The organism is Pseudoduganella namucuonensis (assembly GCF_900116645.1).
GTDB lineage: Bacteria > Pseudomonadota > Gammaproteobacteria > Burkholderiales > Burkholderiaceae_D > Rugamonas > Rugamonas namucuonensis.
The window spans coordinates 45479-61758 of the sequence record NZ_FPBO01000006.1; the positions used below are offsets into that span (position 1 = coordinate 45479).

Sequence of the window (16280 nt, forward strand, 5' to 3'; positions counted from 1 at the left end):
CCAATCCGCTGCTGACGCCGCTTCCTGGCGGCATCGGTGGCGGGCGCGGGCGCCTCAGCGGCAGTCGAGCGGGCCGAAATGCTCGGCCAGGGTGCGGCCGAGGCCGTCCTCGACGGCGCCCTCGACCTGGCGCGCCAGGCTGGCGGCGTCGCGCTCGGCCTGCAGGTCGCGCTGGTCCTCGTCGTCGCCGGCCACGCCGGAATTGACGGGCATGCCGCCGAACACGAACACGCGGTAGACGTCCGCCAGGGTCAGCTTGGCCGGATTGGCCAGCAGCACCCAGTTGTCGGCCCCCTCGCTGACCCGCTTGCCCCACTGCACCCGCCGCGGCGCCTCCGCCTTCACCTTGCCCACCCACCCCTGCGCGGCCATGCGCTCGAGCAGGCTGTCCATCTCGTCGTAGCCCATGCGGGTGCGCGCGCGGATGGCGGCCGAGTTGACCAGCGCCGTGTCGCCGCAGCGCGTGGCCGTGTGCAGCACCTTGAGGATGGCCATCGCGTCCACGAAGGCGCCGCCGGGCACGGCCTCGTGCCACCAGCGCTCGTATTTCACCACCGGCAGCGCCGCCACGAACAGCGCGCCGATCAAGGTGATCAGCCACGACAGGTAGATCCACAGCAGGAACAGCGGCAGCGCCGCCAGCGCGCCGTAGATGCGCGAGTACGTCGGGAACTGGGTGATGAAGACCGCGAAGCCGCGCTTGGCCAGCTCGAAGAACAGCGCCGCCACCAGCCCGCCCCACAGCGCGTCGCGCCAATCCACCTGGCGGTTGGGCACCACCGTGTACATCAGCGTGAAGCCGGCCGTGGTGGCGGCGATCGACAGCAGCGTGTAGACCACGGCGGCCAGCACCGGAACCTCGCCCAGGTAGTCGCTGGTGGCCACGTACACGTGCGTGGACAGGGACAGCGACACGCCCACCAGCAGCGGCCCCAGCGTCAGCAGCGCCCAGTAGACCAGGATGCGGCGCGCCCAGCTGCGCTCCGCCTTCACCCGCCAGATGCGGTTGAACACGCGCTCGATCATGCCCATCATGGCCACCGACGTGAACACCAGCGCCACCGCGCCCACCGCCGACAGCCGGGTGGCCTTGGAGGCGAACATGGTCAGGTTGTTGAGGATGGGCGTGGCGATCTGCTTGGGCATCACGCTTTGCACGAAGTAGGCCTCGAGCGCCTTGCGCAGCGTGGTGAACATGGGGAAGGTGGTGAAGATGGCCAGCGCGATGGTCAGCAGCGGCACCAGCGCGAACACGGTGGCGAAGGTCAGGCTCCCGGCCACCTGCGGCAGGCTCTCCTCGCGCAGGCGGCGCCGCGCGAAGCGGAACATGTCGCGCGTCTCGTGCCAGGACAGCGCGCGCAGCACCGCCACGCCCACGTTGCAGGTGCGGAAAATGTATCGGAGGAACGGGGAAATAATCTTGGAAACCATGTAGCCCTAGGGTTGAAGCATGCGCGCGGCCCTGATGCCGCACGCCAAAGCGCCATATAATACCAAGATGACCACCCCAGACCTCATCATTCTCGTCTTATACTATTCACGGCACGGCGCCACGCGCAAGCTCGCCGAGCTGATCGCGCAGGGCGTGGACGGCGTCCCCGGCTGCGAGGCGCGGCTGCGCACGGTGCCCGCCGTGTCCAGCGTGGCCGAGGCAACCGCGCCCGGCGTGCCGCCCGACGGCGCGCCCTACGTGGAACCGGACGACCTGCGCGAATGCGCGGGGCTGGCGCTGGGTTCGCCCACGCGCTTCGGCAACATGGCCTCGGCCATGAAGTACTTCTGGGACGGCACCTCGGCCGAATGGTTGTCCGGCGCGCTGGCGGGCAAGCCGGCCTGCGTGTTCACCTCCACCGGCAGCCTGCACGGCGGCCAGGAGTCGACGCTGCTGACGATGATGATCCCGCTGTTCCACCACGGGATGATGGTGCTGGGCCTGCCCTACACCCAGCCGGAGCTGATGACCACCGCCAGCGGCGGCTCGCCCTACGGCGCCAGCCACTGGGCCGGCCTGGACGGCGACAGGCGGCTGACCGAGGACGAGAAACGCCTGGCCACGGCCCTGGGCCGCCGCCTGGCCGAGACGGCGAACAAACTGGGCGCAAACGGATCGCGGGGACAATGATGGAAACCACGTCGCAAAAATACTTCCACTGGGGCGCCATCGCCAGCATGGTGTCGCTGATCGCGCTGTGCGTGCTGTGGGAAACCGTGCTGGCGCCGCTGAAGCCGGGCGGGTCCTGGATGGCGCTGAAGGCCGCGCCGCTGCTGTTCCCGCTGGCCGGCATCGTCAAGCGCGACGTCTACACCCTGCAATGGACCTCGATGATGGTGCTGCTCTACTTCACCGAGGGCGTGGTGCGCGGCTGGAGCGACCTGGGCGCCACCTCGTCCTGGCTGGGCTGGAGCGAGGCGGCCATCGTCACCGTCTACTTCCTGTGCGCGGTGATGTATGTGCGGCCCTACAAGAAGGCGGCCAAGAAGATCGCCAAGGACCTGCTGGAAAAGGTCAACAAGGGCCACGCCGCCAAATGAGCGCCCCCTCGCCAGCGTCGCTGCACACCTTCCTCGCCCATTGCCGCACGCTGCTGGGCGATGGCCATGTGCTGACCCTCGCGGACGAGATGGCGCCCTTCCTCACGGACTGGCGCGGACGCTTCACCGGCAGCGCGCTGGCGGTGCTGCGGCCCGCGACCGTGGAGCAGGTGGCGGACACGGTGCGCGCCTGCGCGCGATGGCGCGTGCCGGTCGTGCCGCAGGGCGGCAAGACCGGCCTGGTGCTGGGCGGCGTGCCGGACGCCAGCGGGACCGCCGTGGTGCTGTCGCTGGCGCGCCTGAACCGCGTCCGCGCCGTGGACCCGCTCAACCGGACCATGACGGTGGACGCCGGCTGCGTGCTGCAGGCCATCCAGCAGGAGGCCGCCGCGCACGACTGCCTGTTCCCGCTGTCGCTGGCGGCCGAGGGCAGCTGCACCATCGGCGGCAACCTGTCCACCAACGCGGGCGGCACCGCCGTGCTTCGCTACGGGAACACGCGCGAGCTGTGCCTGGGCCTGGAGGTGGTGACGCCGCGCGGCGAGATATGGGACGGCCTGCGCGGCCTGCGCAAGGACAACACCGGCTACGACCTGCGCGACCTGTACATCGGCGCCGAGGGCACGCTGGGCGTCATCACCGGCGCGGTGCTCAAGCTGTACCCGCGGCCCAAGGCCGGCATCACGGCGCTGGCCGCCCTGCCCTCTCCGGCCGCCGCGCTGCGCCTGCTGGCGCTGATGCAGGGCCATTGCGGCGCCAGCCTCACCGGCTTCGAACTGATGTCGTCGTTCTGCCTCGGGCTCGTGGCCCGGCAGTTCCCCGGCCTGCCGCGCCCCTTCGAAGGCGGGCACGCCGCGCACGCCCAGTACGTGCTGATGGAACTGTCCAGCAGCGAATCGGAGGCGCACGCGGTCGGCCTGCTGGAACGCGCCATGGGCGAGGCGCTGGAGCAAGGCGTCGTCGAGGACGCGGTGGTGGCCAAGTCGGTCGCGCAGTCGCAGGGGCTGTGGCGGCTGCGCGAACACATCCCGCTGGCGCAGGCCAAGGCCGGCAAGAACATCAAGCACGACATCTCGCTGCCGGTGTCCAGCATCCCCGCCTTCATCGAGCAGACCGCGCCGCTGTTGGAGCGGGCCTTCCCCGGCTGCCAGCTGGTCTGCTTCGGCCACATGGGCGACGGCAACCTGCATTTCAACGTGGCGCCGCCCGAACACGTGCCGCACGAGGAATTCCTGGCCAACCAGGCCGAGGTGAACCGCGTGGTGCACGACAGCGTGGCGCGTTTCGACGGCTCCATCTCGGCCGAACACGGCATCGGCGCGCTCAAGCGGGACGAACTGCTGCGCTACAAGTCGCCGCTGGAGATGAACCTGATGCGGGCCATCAAGGACGCCCTGGACCCGCTGGGCATCATGAATCCGGGGAAAATCCTATGAAACGCTCAGTCATCGCCGCCATGCTGCTGGCCTGCGCCGCGGGCGCCGGCGCGCAAACCGTCTACAAATGCACGGTGGACGGCAAGATCGCCTACGGCGAGCGCCCTTGCCAGGACGGGACCACCGCGCTGATCGCCGTGCCGCACGCGCCCGCCGCCGATCCGGCCGCCGCCGCCGACCTCAAACGCATGCGCAAGGAGGCCAGGGAGCTGGAGAAGGAACGCCGCCAGCGCGACGCCGCCGACGAGCGTGAACTGGCGCGCGCCGGCAGGGAGGCCGCCGCGCGCAACAAGCGCTGCGGCAAGCTGAAGCTGGAAAAGAAATGGGCCGACGACGAGGTGCGCGGCGCGCTGGTGCAGAACCTGGACCGCGCCAAGACGCGCGCGCGCCAGGCGGGCGACCGCCTCGCGCTGGAATGCCCGAATTGAAAGGCCTGTCTTGACCGGTGCCGCGCCAGATCCAGCGCAGGGTCCCGCGAACGGTCCGGCGGCATCGGCCGCGCCGCTGCGCCGCCTGTCCCGCTGGCTGCTGTTCGGCGAATGGCGCGCCCACCCCGTGCGCGCGCTGACGGCCATCCTGGCCATCGCCATCGGCGTGTCGCTGGGCTTCGCCATCCACCTGATCAACGCCGCCGCCTTCAACGAGTTCTCGTCCGCCATCAAGAGCCTGTCCGGGCAGGCGGACGTGCAGGTGTCCGGCGCCGAGGCCACCTTCGACGAGGCGATCTACCCGCTGCTGGCCGGGCGCGCCGGCGTGGCCGTGGCCTCGCCGGTGCTGCAGTTGCAGGCCTCCGTGCCCGGCCAGCGCGCCCCGCTGGAAATCATCGCGCTGGACGTGTTCCGCGCCGGCCATGTGACGCCCGACCTGATCGGCGTGCCGGAGACCGAGGACAAGGCGTTCGACACCCTGTCCGACGACGCCATCTTCCTGTCGCCGGCCGCCCGCGCATGGCTGAAGGCCGCCAACGGCGGCAAGCTGGTGCTGCAATCGGGCACCCGGCCCGTCGAGCTGCGGGTGGCGGGATCGTTGCAGCGCGCCCGCGCCGGCCAGCGCCTGGCCGTGATGGACCTGGGCGCCGCGCAGTGGCGCTTCCAGCGCCTGGGCAAGCTGTCGCGCGTGGACCTCAAGCTGCGCGACGGCGTGGACCGGGCGGCCTTCAAGGCCGCACTGGCGCGCGAGCTTCAGCGCGACTTCCCGGGCCGCTTCCACGTCGGCAGCCCCAACGACGAGGACCAGAACAGCCGCAACGCCAACATGAGCCGCGCCTACCGCGTGAACCTGAGCGTGCTCGCGCTGGTGGCGCTGTTCACCGGCGCCTTCCTGGTGTTTTCCACCCAGGCCCTGTCGGTGATGCGCCGGCGCGGCCAGTTCGCGCTGCTGCGGGTGCTGGGCATGGAGCGCGGCCAGCTGCTGCGCCAGATCATGCTGGAGGGCTGGACCCTGGGCGTGATCGGCTCCCTGGCCGGCATCGCCGCCGGCTACGGCATGGCGGCGGCGGCGCTGAGCACCTTCGGCGGCGACCTGGGCGCCGGCTACTTCGCCGGCGTGCGGCCGGAGGTGCGGTTCACGCCGCTGGCCGCGCTGGTGTACTTCGCGCTGGGGGTCGGCGTGGCGGTGCTGGGCTGCGCGGCGCCCGCGTTCGAGGCGGCGCGCGCCACGCCCGCCATCGCGCTCAAATCGGGCAGCGAGGAGGCGGCCATGGCGCGCCTGTCGCCCGCCTGGCCGGGCCTGGGCTGCCTGGCCCTGGCGGCCGCGATGGCGCTGCTGCCGCCGGTGTGGGAACTGCCCGTCTTCGGCTACCTGTCCATCGCGCTAATGCTGGTGGGCGCCATCTCGCTGATGCCGCGCCTGTCCGGCGCGGTGTTCCGGCTGGCGCACCGGCGCGGGGCCGCCGCCGGCGGGGGCGACGCCCACGGCGCCGGCGGCTCCGCCGTGCTGGCGCTGACGCTGGCGCGGCTGGCCAACGCGCCCAGCCAGGCCGGCATCGCGCTGGGCGGCGTGCTGTCCAGCTTCAGCCTGATGGTGGCGATGGCCATCATGGTGTCCAGCTTCCGCGTGTCGCTGGACCAGTGGCTGCTGGAGGTGCTGCCGGCCGACCTGTATGCCAGCAGCGCCGCCGGCGGCGGCACCGCCGGCCTGAATCCGCTGGAGCAGCGGGCGATACGCGAACTGCCAGGCGTGGCCAAGGCCGACTTCCTGCGCGTGCGCGGCCTGCAACTGGCGCCCGAGCGGCCGGCCGTGCTGCTGATGGCGCGCGGCATCGAGACCGGCCAGGCCGACTCCATGCTCGCCATGACGGGACCGTCGCTCGCGCCGCCGCCGGGCGCCCGCCCGGTGTGGGTGTCCGAACCGATGACCGACCTGTATGGCGTGACGGCGGGCGGCACGCTGAAACTGCCGCTGGCCGGCGCCGAGCACGAATTCTTCGTGGCCGGCGTCTGGCGCGACTACGCGCGCCCGTCCGGCTCGGTGCAGATGCGGCTGGCCGACTACCAGGCCATCACCGGGGACCGGGACATCAACAACGTGGCGATCTGGCTGGCCAAGGACGCGGCCATGGCGGACGTGAAGGCCGGCCTGAAGGCGCTGCCCTTCGGCGCGCTGCTGGAACTGAACGAGCTGGGCGAACTGCGCGCCATGAGCCTCAAGATCTTCGACCGCAGCTTCGCCGTGACCTACCTGCTGGAGGCGATCGCCATCGTCATCGGCCTGTTCGGCGTGGCGGCGACGTTCTCGGCGCAGACGCTGGCGCGCTCCAAGGAGTTCGGCATGCTGCGCCACATCGGCGTGACCCGGCGCCAGATCCTGGCCATCCTGGCCATGGAGGGCGGCGCGCTGACGGGACTGGGCATCGCCACCGGCTTCGTGCTGGGCTGGATCATCAGCCTGGTGCTGGTGTTCGTGGTGAACCCGCAGTCCTTCCACTGGACCATGCAAATGCACCTGCCATGGCCGCTGCTGGGCACCGTGGCCGCCGCCATGCTGGTGGCGTCCGCGCTGACGGCGCTGCTGTCCGGGCGCCAGGCGCTGTCCGGCGCGCCGATACGGGCTGTCAGGGAGGATTGGTAGATGAGAATTCGTTACCGTTGGCCGACCGGCCGCGCCATCGCGCCGATGCCGCGGCCAATGCCGCCGCACGTGGCGCTGCTGGCGCTGCTGGTGCCGCTCCTGCTGCTCGCACTGGCCACCACGCGCGCGGCCATGGCAGCGCCGCCGCGGCTGGCCGCCGTCACCCCCTTGCCGCCCGGCGCCTCGCTGCGCTTCCCGCGGGACTACGGCGCCCATCCGGACTACAAGACGGAATGGTGGTACGCCACCGGCTGGCTGAAGACCCCGGACGGCAAGGACCTGGGCTACCAGGTCACCTTCTTCCGCAGCGCCACCGGCAACGACCGCGACAACCCCAGCCAGTTCGCGCCGCACCAGCTCATCATCGGCCACGCCGCGCTGTCCGATCCATCGGTGGGCAAGCTGCTGCACGACCAGCGCAGCGCCCGCGCCGGTTTCGGCCTGGCCTACGCGAAAACCGGCGACACCGACGTCAAACTGGACGACTGGCGCATGCTGCGCGCGGCCGACGGCAGCTACCGGGTCACGCTGGCGGCCAGCGCCTTCACGCTGGAGCTGACGCTCGCGCCCACCCAGCCGCCGCTGCTCCAGGGCGAAAACGGCTATTCGCGCAAGGGCCCGGGCGCCGGCCAGGCCAGCTATTACTACAGCGAGCCCCAGTTGAAGACCAGCGGCACCATCACCCGCGCCGGGGGCCGGCCGCAGGCCGTCACGGGCGCCACCTGGCTCGATCACGAATGGTCCACCCAGGTGCTGGACGCCGACGCCAGCGGCTGGGATTGGGTGGGCGCCAACCTGGACGACGGCGGTGCCTTGATGGCGTTTCATATCCGTGGCAAGACAGGTGGTAAACTATGGGCCCACGCGACATGGCGCGACGCATCCGGTAAGATCACGCATTACGCGCCGGACCAGGTCAGTTTTACCCCGCAAAGGAAGTGGCGTTCGCCGCGCACCAATGCCGAGTATCCCGTAGCCACCCAGCTCGCCACCGGCGCCACGGTGTGGCACATTTCGCCCCTGCAGGACGACCAGGAGCTCGATTCGCGCCGCAGCACGGGCGCGGTGTACTGGGAGGGCGCGGTGACGGTGGCCAGGGACGGCGCGCGCGCCGGCCTGGGCTACCTGGAACTGACCGGCTATGTACGGCCCATGAAACTATGACTAATAACAACGGCAACAGGATGAACAACAGCATTACCAGCAACCCAGGCGCCGCCGGCAGCGCCGGCGGCGCGGACACCGCCGCTCCCCCATCCGCCTCCAGCGAAGCGCGCGACGCGAAGAAGGGCAGCCTGGCGGCCTTCAAGGGCCTGGCGCCCTTCCTGCTGCCCTATCGCCGCCAGTTCGCCATGGCCGGCGTCGCGCTGGTGGTGGCGGCCGGCGCCACGCTGGCCATCCCGGCCGCGTTCAAGCAGATGATAGACCTGGGCTTCGGCACCGCCGCCGGGGTGCACAGCGCGGACAACGTGAACATGGTGTTCCTGGCCCTGTTCGCGGTGGCCACCGTGCTGGCGCTGGCCACGGCGGCGCGCTTCTACACCGTGTCCTGGCTGGGCGAGCGCGTCACGGCCGACATCCGCGGCGCCGTGTACCGCCATGTGGTCACGCAAAGCCCCGAATTTTTCGAAACCACGCAAACCGGCGAGGTCCTGTCCCGCATCACCACCGACACCACGCTGATCCAGGCCGTGGTCGGCACCAGCATCTCCATGGCGCTGCGCAACGTGCTGCTGTTCATCGGCGGCCTGGTGATGCTGTTCGTGACCAGCCCCAAGCTGACGGCCATCATCATCGGCCTGCTGGTGCTGACGGTGCTGCCGATCGTGATGTTCGGCCGCCGCGTGCGCAAGCTGTCGCGCGACTCGCAGGACCGCATCGCCGACGCCTCCGCCATGGCCGGCGAGATCCTGAACGCCATGCCCACGGTGCAGGCCTTCACGCACGAGAAGATCGAGACCTCGCGCTTCAGCGCCTCCGTCGAGAACGCGTTCACCACGGCGATGAAGCGCATCCGCGCGCGCGCCTTCCTGACCATGCTGGCCATCGTGCTGGTGTTCGGCACCATCGTGTTCGTGCTGTGGCTGGGCGCGCACGCCGTCCTGCAGGGCACCATGACGGGCGGCGACCTGGGCCAGTTCATCCTGTACGCCTCCATCGTGGCCGGCGCCATCGGCGCCCTGTCCGAGGTGATGGGCGAGGCCCAGCGCGCCGCCGGCGCCACCGAGCGCCTGCTGGAACTGATGTCGGTGAAATCGGAGATCCAGTCGGCCGCCCATCCGCTGGCGCTGCCGCCGCGCGCGGCCAACGGCGCCTCGCTGGCCCTGTCCGACGTCACCTTCTCCTACCCTTCGCGCCCGGACACGGCCGCCCTGTCGCACCTGACGCTGGACATCAAGCCCGGCGAGACGGTGGCCGTGGTGGGCCCGTCCGGCGCCGGCAAGACCACGCTGTTCCAGCTGTTCCTGCGCTTCTACGACCCGCAGCAGGGCGTGATCAAGCTCGATGGCGTGGACATCAAGCAACTGGACCTGCACACGCTGCGCGGCGCCATCGGCATCGTGCCGCAGGACACGGTGATCTTCTCGGCCGACGCGATGGAGAACATCCGCTACGGCCGCGCCGGCGCCACCGACGAGGAAGTGATACAGGCCGCCCGCCTGGCCGCCGCGCACGAGTTCATCGAACGGCTGCCGAACGGCTACCAGTCCTTCCTGGGCGAGCGCGGCGTGCGCCTGTCAGGCGGCCAGCGCCAGCGCATCGCCATCGCCCGCGCGCTGCTGAAGAATCCCCCGCTGCTGCTGCTGGACGAGGCCACCAGCGCGCTGGACGCGGAGTCGGAGCGCCTGGTGCAGGGCGCGCTGGAGGCGGCCATGGCCGGCCGCACCACCGTCATCATCGCCCACCGCCTGGCCACCGTGCAGCGCGCCGACCGCATCATCGTGATGGAGGACGGCCAGATCGTCGAAACCGGCACCCACGCCTCGCTGGTGGCGCTGGGCGGCATCTACGCCAACCTGGCCGCGCTGCAGTTCCACAACGTGCACGTCACGCACTGAGCGCGCCCAGCTCCTCCTGTAAAATCACCTTCTTTCAGGAGACGCCCGTGACCGACGCCGAACTGCGCCAGCGCTGCCACACCATACTGCCCGGCCACCGCCAGCCGTCCGCCGCCGAGACCTTCGGCGCGATGGCCGCGTGGTGCGAGGCGAACAAGGTCGCCCACGACGTCTACGGCGACGGTGAGCTGATCCAGTCCTTCGAACAGAAGATCGCCGCCCTGCTCGGCTTTCCCGCCGGCGTGTTCTGCATGACCGGCACCATGACGCAGGTGACCGCGCTGCGGCTGGCCTGCGCGGAGCGCGGCAGCACGCTGGTCGGCCTGCATCCCACGGCGCACATCCTGAAGCACGAACGCGGCAACCACCAGTTGCTGGGCCATTTCCACGCGCTGCAGATCGGCGACCCGTTCCGCCCCTGGACGCTGCAGGACCTGCAGGTGCTGCCCGAGCGGCTGGGCGCCGTGTCGCTGGAACTGCCGGCGCGCGAGATCGGCGGCCAGTGCCCCGGCTGGGACGAGCTGCGGGCCATCAAGACGTGGTGCCGCGAACAGCGCATCCACCTGCACATGGACGGCGCGCGGCTGTGGGAAACGGCCGCCGCCTACGGCAAGCCGCTGCACGAGATCTGCGCCGGCTTCGATTCCGTCTACGTCTCGCTGTACAAGGGCATAGGCGGGCTGGGTGGCGCGGTGCTGCTGGGCGGCGACGCCTTCGTCGCGCGCGCCGCCGAGTGGTTCAGGCGCCAAGGCGGCAACGTCATCCACCGCACGCCCTACGTGGTGTCCGCCGCCATGCAGTTCGACGCGCGCCTGGCCGCCATGCCGGACTACCACCGCCGCACCGTCGCGCTGTACGATACCCTGCGGGCCTACCCGCGGCTGACACCGAACCCCGCGCGCCCGCACGCCAGCCTGCTGCACCTGCACATGCCGGTGAACCGCGACCGCGCCACCGACATCCGCAACGCCTTCGCCGAGCGCCACGGCGTGTGGCTGTTCAACCGCGCCGGCCACGCCCAATTGCCCGGCCATAGCGTGACCGAATGGTACGTGGGCGACAACCTGCTCGCGCTGAGCGACGACCGCCTGCGCGAGATCCTCGCGCTGTGGTGCGCCGACCTGGGCGCCGACCTGGCCGCCGCCTCCAACCTGTAAAGAACAACAATGACTTTTGCTTCCCTGGGCCTGATCGATCCGCTGCTGCGCATGCTGGATTCCGTGGGCTATACCGAACCCACCCCCATCCAGAAACAGGCGATACCGGCCGTGCTGGCGGGCCGCGACCTGATGGCCGCCGCGCAGACCGGCACCGGCAAGACCGGCGGCTTCGCCATCCCCCTGCTGCAGCGCCTGACCATGGAGGGCGAGCGCGCCGCGCCCAACGCCGTGCGCTGCCTGGTGCTGGTGCCCACCCGCGAGCTTGCCGAGCAGGTCTATGAAAGCTTCCGCGGCTACGGCCGCAACGTGCCCATGCGCTGCCACGTGGCCTACGGCGGCGTGCCCATCGATCCGCAGATCGCCAAGTTGAACAAGGGGCTGGACGTGCTGGTGGCGACGCCGGGCCGCCTGCTCGACCTGTACCGCCAGGGCGCCCTGCATTTCCAGCAGCTGCAGTCGGTGGTGCTGGACGAGGCCGACCGCATGCTGGACCTGGGCTTTTCGCGCGACCTGGAGGCCATCCTGGAGGCGCTGCCCGAGGGGCGCCAGACCCTGCTGTTCTCCGCCACCTTCTCGGACGCGATCCGCGAGTTGGCCAAGGGCTTGCTGAACGATCCGCTGTCGCTGCAGGTCAGCCCGCGCAACGCGGCGGCCAAGTCCGTGAGGCAGTGGGCCATCACCACCGACAAGAAGAGCAAGCCCGAGCTGTTCCTCTACCTGCTGCGCAAGCTCGAATGGGGCCAGGCGCTGGTGTTCGTGAAGACCCGCAAGGGCGTGGACGCGCTGGTGGACTACCTGCGCTCGCAGGGCGTGAGCGCGGACTCCATCCACGGCGACAAGCAGCAGCACGCCCGCCAGCGCGCGCTCGACAAGTTCAAGGCGGGCATGACGCAAATCCTGGTCGCCACCGACGTCGCCGCGCGCGGGCTGGACATCGACACCCTGCCGCTGGTGGTGAACTTCGACCTGCCCACCGTGGCCGAGGACTATGTGCACCGCATCGGCCGCACCGGCCGCGCGGGCGCCGAGGGCGAGGCGATCTCGCTGATCTGCGCCGACGAGGTGGACCTGCTGCGCGCCATCGAGAAGCTGACGCGCCAAACCCTGCCGCGCCAGGAAGTGCCGGGCTACGAGGCCGACCACCGTGTGCCGGAGACCGGCCCCGCCGCCGTGAAGGCCGCCGCCGCGGCCAAAGCCGCCGCGAAGGGCGGCGCGAGGGGCGGCGTGAAAGGAGGCACGAAAGAAGGCACCGCGGCGGCCGACGCGCGGCCGCCGAAACGCGTTCCCGCCGGCCCGGAGGCGAAGCCGGACCCGGAACTGCCGCTCAGTTCCGATCCTCGCTTCCGCGACGGCAGCGAGCCGTTCGCGCTTCCGGTTGCGGCGGCCCCGCGCGCGGCCAGCCCCGGCAAGGCCCGCGCGCGGCCGGCGGGCGGCCATGGCGCCACCGGCCGGGGCGGCGGCAAGGCATCCGCGCCGGCGGTTCCCAAGGGCGCGGTGGTGGTCACCGGTGGACGCGGCGCGAAATCGACCGCGCGCTCGGCCGCGAAGGCCGCGGCCAAACCGCCGGCCTACGGCCCCAAGCGCGGCGCCAAGCGCTGAGCCACCGGCTGATACAATCGCGGATTCCCGAACACACGCACCACCGCAGGAGATTCAAATGAAGCAATACCTGGACCTCATCCAGACCGTCCTCGACACCGGCAGCTGGCAAGACAACCGCACCGGCATCCGCACCCTCAGCGTGCCCGGCGCCATGATGCGCTTCGACCTGTTGAACGACGGTTTCCCGGCCGTGACAACCAAGAAGCTGGCGTTCAAATCGGTGGTGGGTGAACTGTGCGCCTTCCTGCGCGCCTCCAGCAGCGCCGCCGACTTCCGCGCGCTCGGCTGCAAGGTCTGGGACCAGAACGCCAACGAGAACCAGCAATGGCTGGACAACCCGCACCGCACCGGCACCGACGACCTGGGACCGGTCTACGGCGTGCAATGGCGCCAGTGGCCCGGCTACAAGCTGCTGGACGCCGGCGCGTCCGCGCGCATCGCCGACGCCGAAAGGAACGGCTACCGCCAAGTCGCCCCGCTGGAGGAAAACAGCGTGAAAAAGGTCTTGATGTACAAGGCCATCGACCAGCTGCGCGAATGCCTGGACACCATCGTCAACAACCCCGGCAGCCGCCGCATCCTGTTCCACGGCTGGAACCCCGCCGTGCTGGACCAGGTCGCCCTGCCCGCCTGCCACCTGCTGTACCAGTTCATCCCGAACGCGACCACCCGGGAGATTTCGCTGTGCCTGTACGTGCGCAGCAACGACATCGGCCTGGGCACGCCGTTCAACCTGGCCGAGGGCGCCGCGCTGCTGGCCCTGGTGGCGCGCCTGACGGGCTACACGCCGCGCTGGTTCAGCTACTTCATCGGCGACGCGCACATCTACGAGAACCACATGGACATGGTCAAGGAACAGCTGACCCGCGCGCCCTTCCCCGCGCCGAAGCTGGTCATTTCCGACCGCGTGCCGGACTTCGCCAAGACCGGCAAGTACGAACCCGAATGGCTGGAAAGGATCGAACCGTCCGACTTCTCGCTGGAAGGCTACCAGCACCACGCGCCGATCACGGCCCCGATGGCGGTGTAGTGCGGCTGGACTTCATCCCCGGCACCATGTGCGACGAGCGCCTGTGGGGCAAGCTGGCGCCGCTGCTGCCCGCGGATGCCGAACCCAATTTCGTGCCGCTCCACACGGCGCGCACGCGGGCCCGGATGCGGTCCCTCATCGCGGCGCACACCGCGCCGCGGGCCAACCTGGTCGCCTTCTCCATGGGCGCCTATCTCGCGCTGGAGCACACGCTGGCCCATCCCGAACGGGTGGCCTCGCTGGTGCTGATCTGCGGTTCCGCGCGCGGCTTGCGTGAAGAGGAAAAGGAACGCCGCCAGCGCACCATGGCCGCGCTGGAAAAGCACGCCTTCGCCGGCATGCCGCCCAGCCAGCTGCGCGGCTTCCTGCATCCATCCAACGTGGACGACGCCTCCATCGCCGGCGTGATCCAGCAAATGTCGCTGGACCTCGGCAAGGAGACCATGCTGGCGCAGTTCGGCGCCTCCATGGAGCGTCCCGACCTGATGGAGCGCCTGCGCGAACTGCGCTGCCCCGTCATGATCGTGGGCTCCGAGGACGACGCCATGGTGCGCGCCGACGACCTGCGCGCGATGGTAGCCGCCCTGGATGGTTCGCCGCGCGCCACGCTGCACCTCATCCAGGGCAGCGGCCACATGGTCCCGCTGGAGGCGCCGGCGCCGCTGGCGGACTGCCTGCGCGGCTTCCTGGACGGCGCGCCGCCAACAACAAACGCGGCATAAAGGGCGCGCGGTGGGTTGCCAATGCGGCCCAAGAATGCGACCATGCGTCAGCCAACATATCAACCAAGTACGGAGACAGGATGACAAAATCGCTCGACATGGGCTGCGGCACCAACCCGCGCAATCCATTCAACGCCGAGGAGCTGTTCGGCGTCGACATCGCCGACGGCCTGGGACCCAACGTGCGCAAGGCCGACCTGGCCATTGAGCCGATACCCTTCGACGACGACACCTTCGAGTTCGTCAGCGCCTACGACTTCATCGAGCACTTGCCGCGCGTGGTGTACGCGCCGCACCGCCGCAACTCCTTCATCGAATTCATGAACGAAGTGTGGCGCGTGATGAAGATGGGCGGCTACTTCGTCTCGTCCACGCCCTGCTATCCGCACCAGGAAGCGTTCATGGACCCCACCCACGTCAACATCATCACCGAGATGACCTTCCGGGCCTATTTCGACAACGTCAACCGCTGGGGCCAGATCTACGGCTTCAAGGGCGCGTTCGCGATCCTGCAGCACGAGGTGCGCGGCTCGCACCTGTTCGTCATCATGCAAAAAGTGGAGGTCCCGCCGCCCAAGGAGGCGGCCGCGCCACCTGTGCCGCCAGGCGCGCCGGGCGCCCCGGTCTAAACTCCCCCCGAAGGAACTGAAGTAATTGGCGAGTCAAACAAATAATCCCCCCTTGGCCGCGCGTTTGCACGAAACCTCCATTCGGTATATTCTAAACCTCTGAATGGAGGCATGCCATGCGCATCGAAGCAGTGACAGCACCGGCCGCCGAAGACGACAACGCGTTCGCCGCGCTCATGCGGCAAACGGCGGACGACCGTCTCGGCGCGATGACGGCGATCCGCGAAGGCTTTCCCGCCAGTATGCTGAAGGAGGCCGGCACTTATTTCGAGGTGCCCGCCAGCCGCATCCGCGCCGTCGTGCGCCTGCCGGAAACGACCGCGCACTCGCTCGTCAAGCGCGGCGGAAACCTGGACGCGGCCGTGTCGGAACGCTTATGGCGGCTGGCGGATCTGATGTGGATGGCGCGGGATGTTTTCGAGGACGAGAACGCGGCCAAAATCTGGCTGCGCACCCCCAGCCTTGCGTTTCGTAGTTTGGCGCCCATGGATTACCTGGACACGGAGCCCGGGGCGATGTCGGTGCGCCAGGTGCTGAACGCGATCGCCACCGGCGGCGCGGCATGAGGCTATGGCGCATCTCCCGGTACAAGCACGCCCTGGACAGGCAATGCGCCGGATCGGCACTGTACGGCGGCCGATGGAACCCGATCGGCATGCCTGCGCTTTACGGCGCCACCTCGATTTCGCTGTGCAGCCTTGAGAAGTTCGTCCATGCCGGCGCCGGACCGTTCCCCCCGCTGGCGCTCGTCGCCATCGATCTTCCCGACGACAGTCCCCTGTATGTGCCGGAGATCGCCGCGCTGCCGCACGGCTGGGATGCCATGCCGACGTCGGGTCCGGCCCAGGTGTTTGGCGGCGCCTGGCTGGCCAGGGGCGCGGAACTGGCGATGAAGGTCCCTTCGGCGATTGTTCCGGAGGAGGCCAACGTCGTCGTCAACCCGCGCCACCCCGGCTATGCCCGGATCTTGCTGTCGATAGTACGGCCATTCGCGTTCGACCGGCGAATGTTCAAATAGGCCGGCCGCAAGACGGCGCTGGC

The 16280-nt window shown here is 69.9% G+C and carries 15 protein-coding genes; 14 read left to right on the forward strand and 1 reads right to left on the reverse strand.

What is annotated here, in order from left to right; translation table 11 throughout:
• Positions 1-54: 54 nt before the first annotated feature.
• Positions 55-1431, reverse strand: a complete 1377-nt coding sequence (locus BM436_RS08360; protein WP_093555057.1) for a YihY family inner membrane protein — start codon at positions 1429-1431, stop codon at positions 55-57.
• Positions 1432-1498: 67 nt separating this feature from the next.
• On the opposite strand from BM436_RS08360, the gene wrbA reads away from it, so the two are divergent.
• From wrbA to BM436_RS08430, 14 genes are all read left to right on the forward strand, one after another.
• On the forward strand, positions 1499-2122 hold the full coding sequence (gene wrbA, locus BM436_RS08365) for an NAD(P)H:quinone oxidoreductase (RefSeq protein ID WP_093555227.1): 624 nt from the start codon (positions 1499-1501) through the stop codon (positions 2120-2122).
• Positions 2122-2532, forward strand: coding sequence for a DUF2069 domain-containing protein (locus tag BM436_RS08370; RefSeq protein WP_093555228.1), 411 nt, complete (start codon positions 2122-2124; stop codon positions 2530-2532). Before wrbA ends, BM436_RS08370 begins: the two co-directional genes overlap by 1 nt.
• Positions 2529-3968 carry an FAD-binding oxidoreductase gene (locus BM436_RS08375; RefSeq protein ID WP_093555058.1) on the forward strand — a complete coding sequence of 480 codons (1440 nt, stop codon included), beginning with the start codon at positions 2529-2531 and terminating at the stop codon, positions 3966-3968. Before BM436_RS08370 ends, BM436_RS08375 begins: the two co-directional genes overlap by 4 nt.
• Complete coding sequence (locus BM436_RS08380; RefSeq protein WP_093555059.1) at positions 3965-4396, forward strand: DUF4124 domain-containing protein; 432 nt, start codon at positions 3965-3967, stop codon at positions 4394-4396. Before BM436_RS08375 ends, BM436_RS08380 begins: the two co-directional genes overlap by 4 nt.
• Before the next feature lie 76 nt (positions 4397-4472).
• The gene (locus BM436_RS08385; RefSeq protein WP_093555229.1) at positions 4473-7037 is read left to right on the forward strand and encodes an ABC transporter permease; all 2565 of its coding nucleotides are present in this window, start codon (positions 4473-4475) and stop codon (positions 7035-7037) included.
• Positions 7038-7082: 45 nt separating this feature from the next.
• On the forward strand, positions 7083-8201 hold the full coding sequence (locus tag BM436_RS08390; RefSeq protein ID WP_371859629.1) for a lipocalin-like domain-containing protein: 1119 nt from the start codon (positions 7083-7085) through the stop codon (positions 8199-8201).
• 20 nt (positions 8202-8221) lie between these two features.
• The gene (locus BM436_RS08395; RefSeq protein ID WP_093555061.1) at positions 8222-10096 is read left to right on the forward strand and encodes an ABC transporter transmembrane domain-containing protein; all 1875 of its coding nucleotides are present in this window, start codon (positions 8222-8224) and stop codon (positions 10094-10096) included.
• 47 nt (positions 10097-10143) lie between these two features.
• Positions 10144-11253: a threonine aldolase family protein gene (locus BM436_RS08400; RefSeq protein WP_218164831.1), complete on the forward strand. Its 1110-nt coding sequence runs from the start codon at positions 10144-10146 to the stop codon at positions 11251-11253.
• Between the two features lie 9 nt (positions 11254-11262).
• Positions 11263-12855 carry a DEAD/DEAH box helicase gene (locus tag BM436_RS08405; protein ID WP_093555062.1) on the forward strand — a complete coding sequence of 531 codons (1593 nt, stop codon included), beginning with the start codon at positions 11263-11265 and terminating at the stop codon, positions 12853-12855.
• 58 nt (positions 12856-12913) lie between these two features.
• Positions 12914-13888: a thymidylate synthase gene (locus BM436_RS08410; RefSeq protein ID WP_093555063.1), complete on the forward strand. Its 975-nt coding sequence runs from the start codon at positions 12914-12916 to the stop codon at positions 13886-13888.
• The gene (locus BM436_RS08415) at positions 13888-14610 is read left to right on the forward strand and encodes an alpha/beta fold hydrolase (protein WP_229489643.1); all 723 of its coding nucleotides are present in this window, start codon (positions 13888-13890) and stop codon (positions 14608-14610) included. The genes BM436_RS08410 and BM436_RS08415 overlap by 1 nt, the downstream gene beginning before the upstream one ends.
• Before the next feature lie 80 nt (positions 14611-14690).
• Positions 14691-15239 (forward strand): methyltransferase domain-containing protein, encoded by a 549-nt coding sequence (locus BM436_RS08420; RefSeq protein WP_093555064.1) that lies wholly within the window; start codon positions 14691-14693, stop codon positions 15237-15239.
• A gap of 116 nt (positions 15240-15355) precedes the next feature.
• Entirely contained in the window at positions 15356-15805 is a 450-nt protein-coding gene (locus BM436_RS08425; protein WP_093555065.1) for an Xre family toxin-antitoxin system antitoxin, read from the forward strand.
• Complete coding sequence (locus BM436_RS08430) at positions 15802-16257, forward strand: RES family NAD+ phosphorylase (RefSeq protein WP_093555066.1); 456 nt, start codon at positions 15802-15804, stop codon at positions 16255-16257. Before BM436_RS08425 ends, BM436_RS08430 begins: the two co-directional genes overlap by 4 nt.
• The last annotated feature ends 23 nt before the right edge of the window (positions 16258-16280 follow it).

Coding starts and splice junctions, on each gene's coding strand:
- BM436_RS08360 (WP_093555057.1), bottom strand. CDS start 1,431: ATGGTTTCCAAGATTATTTCCCCGTTCCTCCGATACATTTTCCGCACC.
- wrbA (WP_093555227.1), top strand. CDS start 1,499: ATGACCACCCCAGACCTCATCATTCTCGTCTTATACTATTCACGGCAC.
- BM436_RS08370 (WP_093555228.1), top strand. CDS start 2,122: ATGGAAACCACGTCGCAAAAATACTTCCACTGGGGCGCCATCGCCAGC.
- BM436_RS08375 (WP_093555058.1), top strand. CDS start 2,529: ATGAGCGCCCCCTCGCCAGCGTCGCTGCACACCTTCCTCGCCCATTGC.
- BM436_RS08380 (WP_093555059.1), top strand. CDS start 3,965: ATGAAACGCTCAGTCATCGCCGCCATGCTGCTGGCCTGCGCCGCGGGC.
- BM436_RS08390 (WP_371859629.1), top strand. CDS start 7,083: ATGCCGCGGCCAATGCCGCCGCACGTGGCGCTGCTGGCGCTGCTGGTG.
- BM436_RS08395 (WP_093555061.1), top strand. CDS start 8,222: ATGAACAACAGCATTACCAGCAACCCAGGCGCCGCCGGCAGCGCCGGC.
- BM436_RS08405 (WP_093555062.1), top strand. CDS start 11,263: ATGACTTTTGCTTCCCTGGGCCTGATCGATCCGCTGCTGCGCATGCTG.
- BM436_RS08410 (WP_093555063.1), top strand. CDS start 12,914: ATGAAGCAATACCTGGACCTCATCCAGACCGTCCTCGACACCGGCAGC.
- BM436_RS08420 (WP_093555064.1), top strand. CDS start 14,691: ATGACAAAATCGCTCGACATGGGCTGCGGCACCAACCCGCGCAATCCA.
- BM436_RS08425 (WP_093555065.1), top strand. CDS start 15,356: ATGCGCATCGAAGCAGTGACAGCACCGGCCGCCGAAGACGACAACGCG.
- BM436_RS08430 (WP_093555066.1), top strand. CDS start 15,802: ATGAGGCTATGGCGCATCTCCCGGTACAAGCACGCCCTGGACAGGCAA.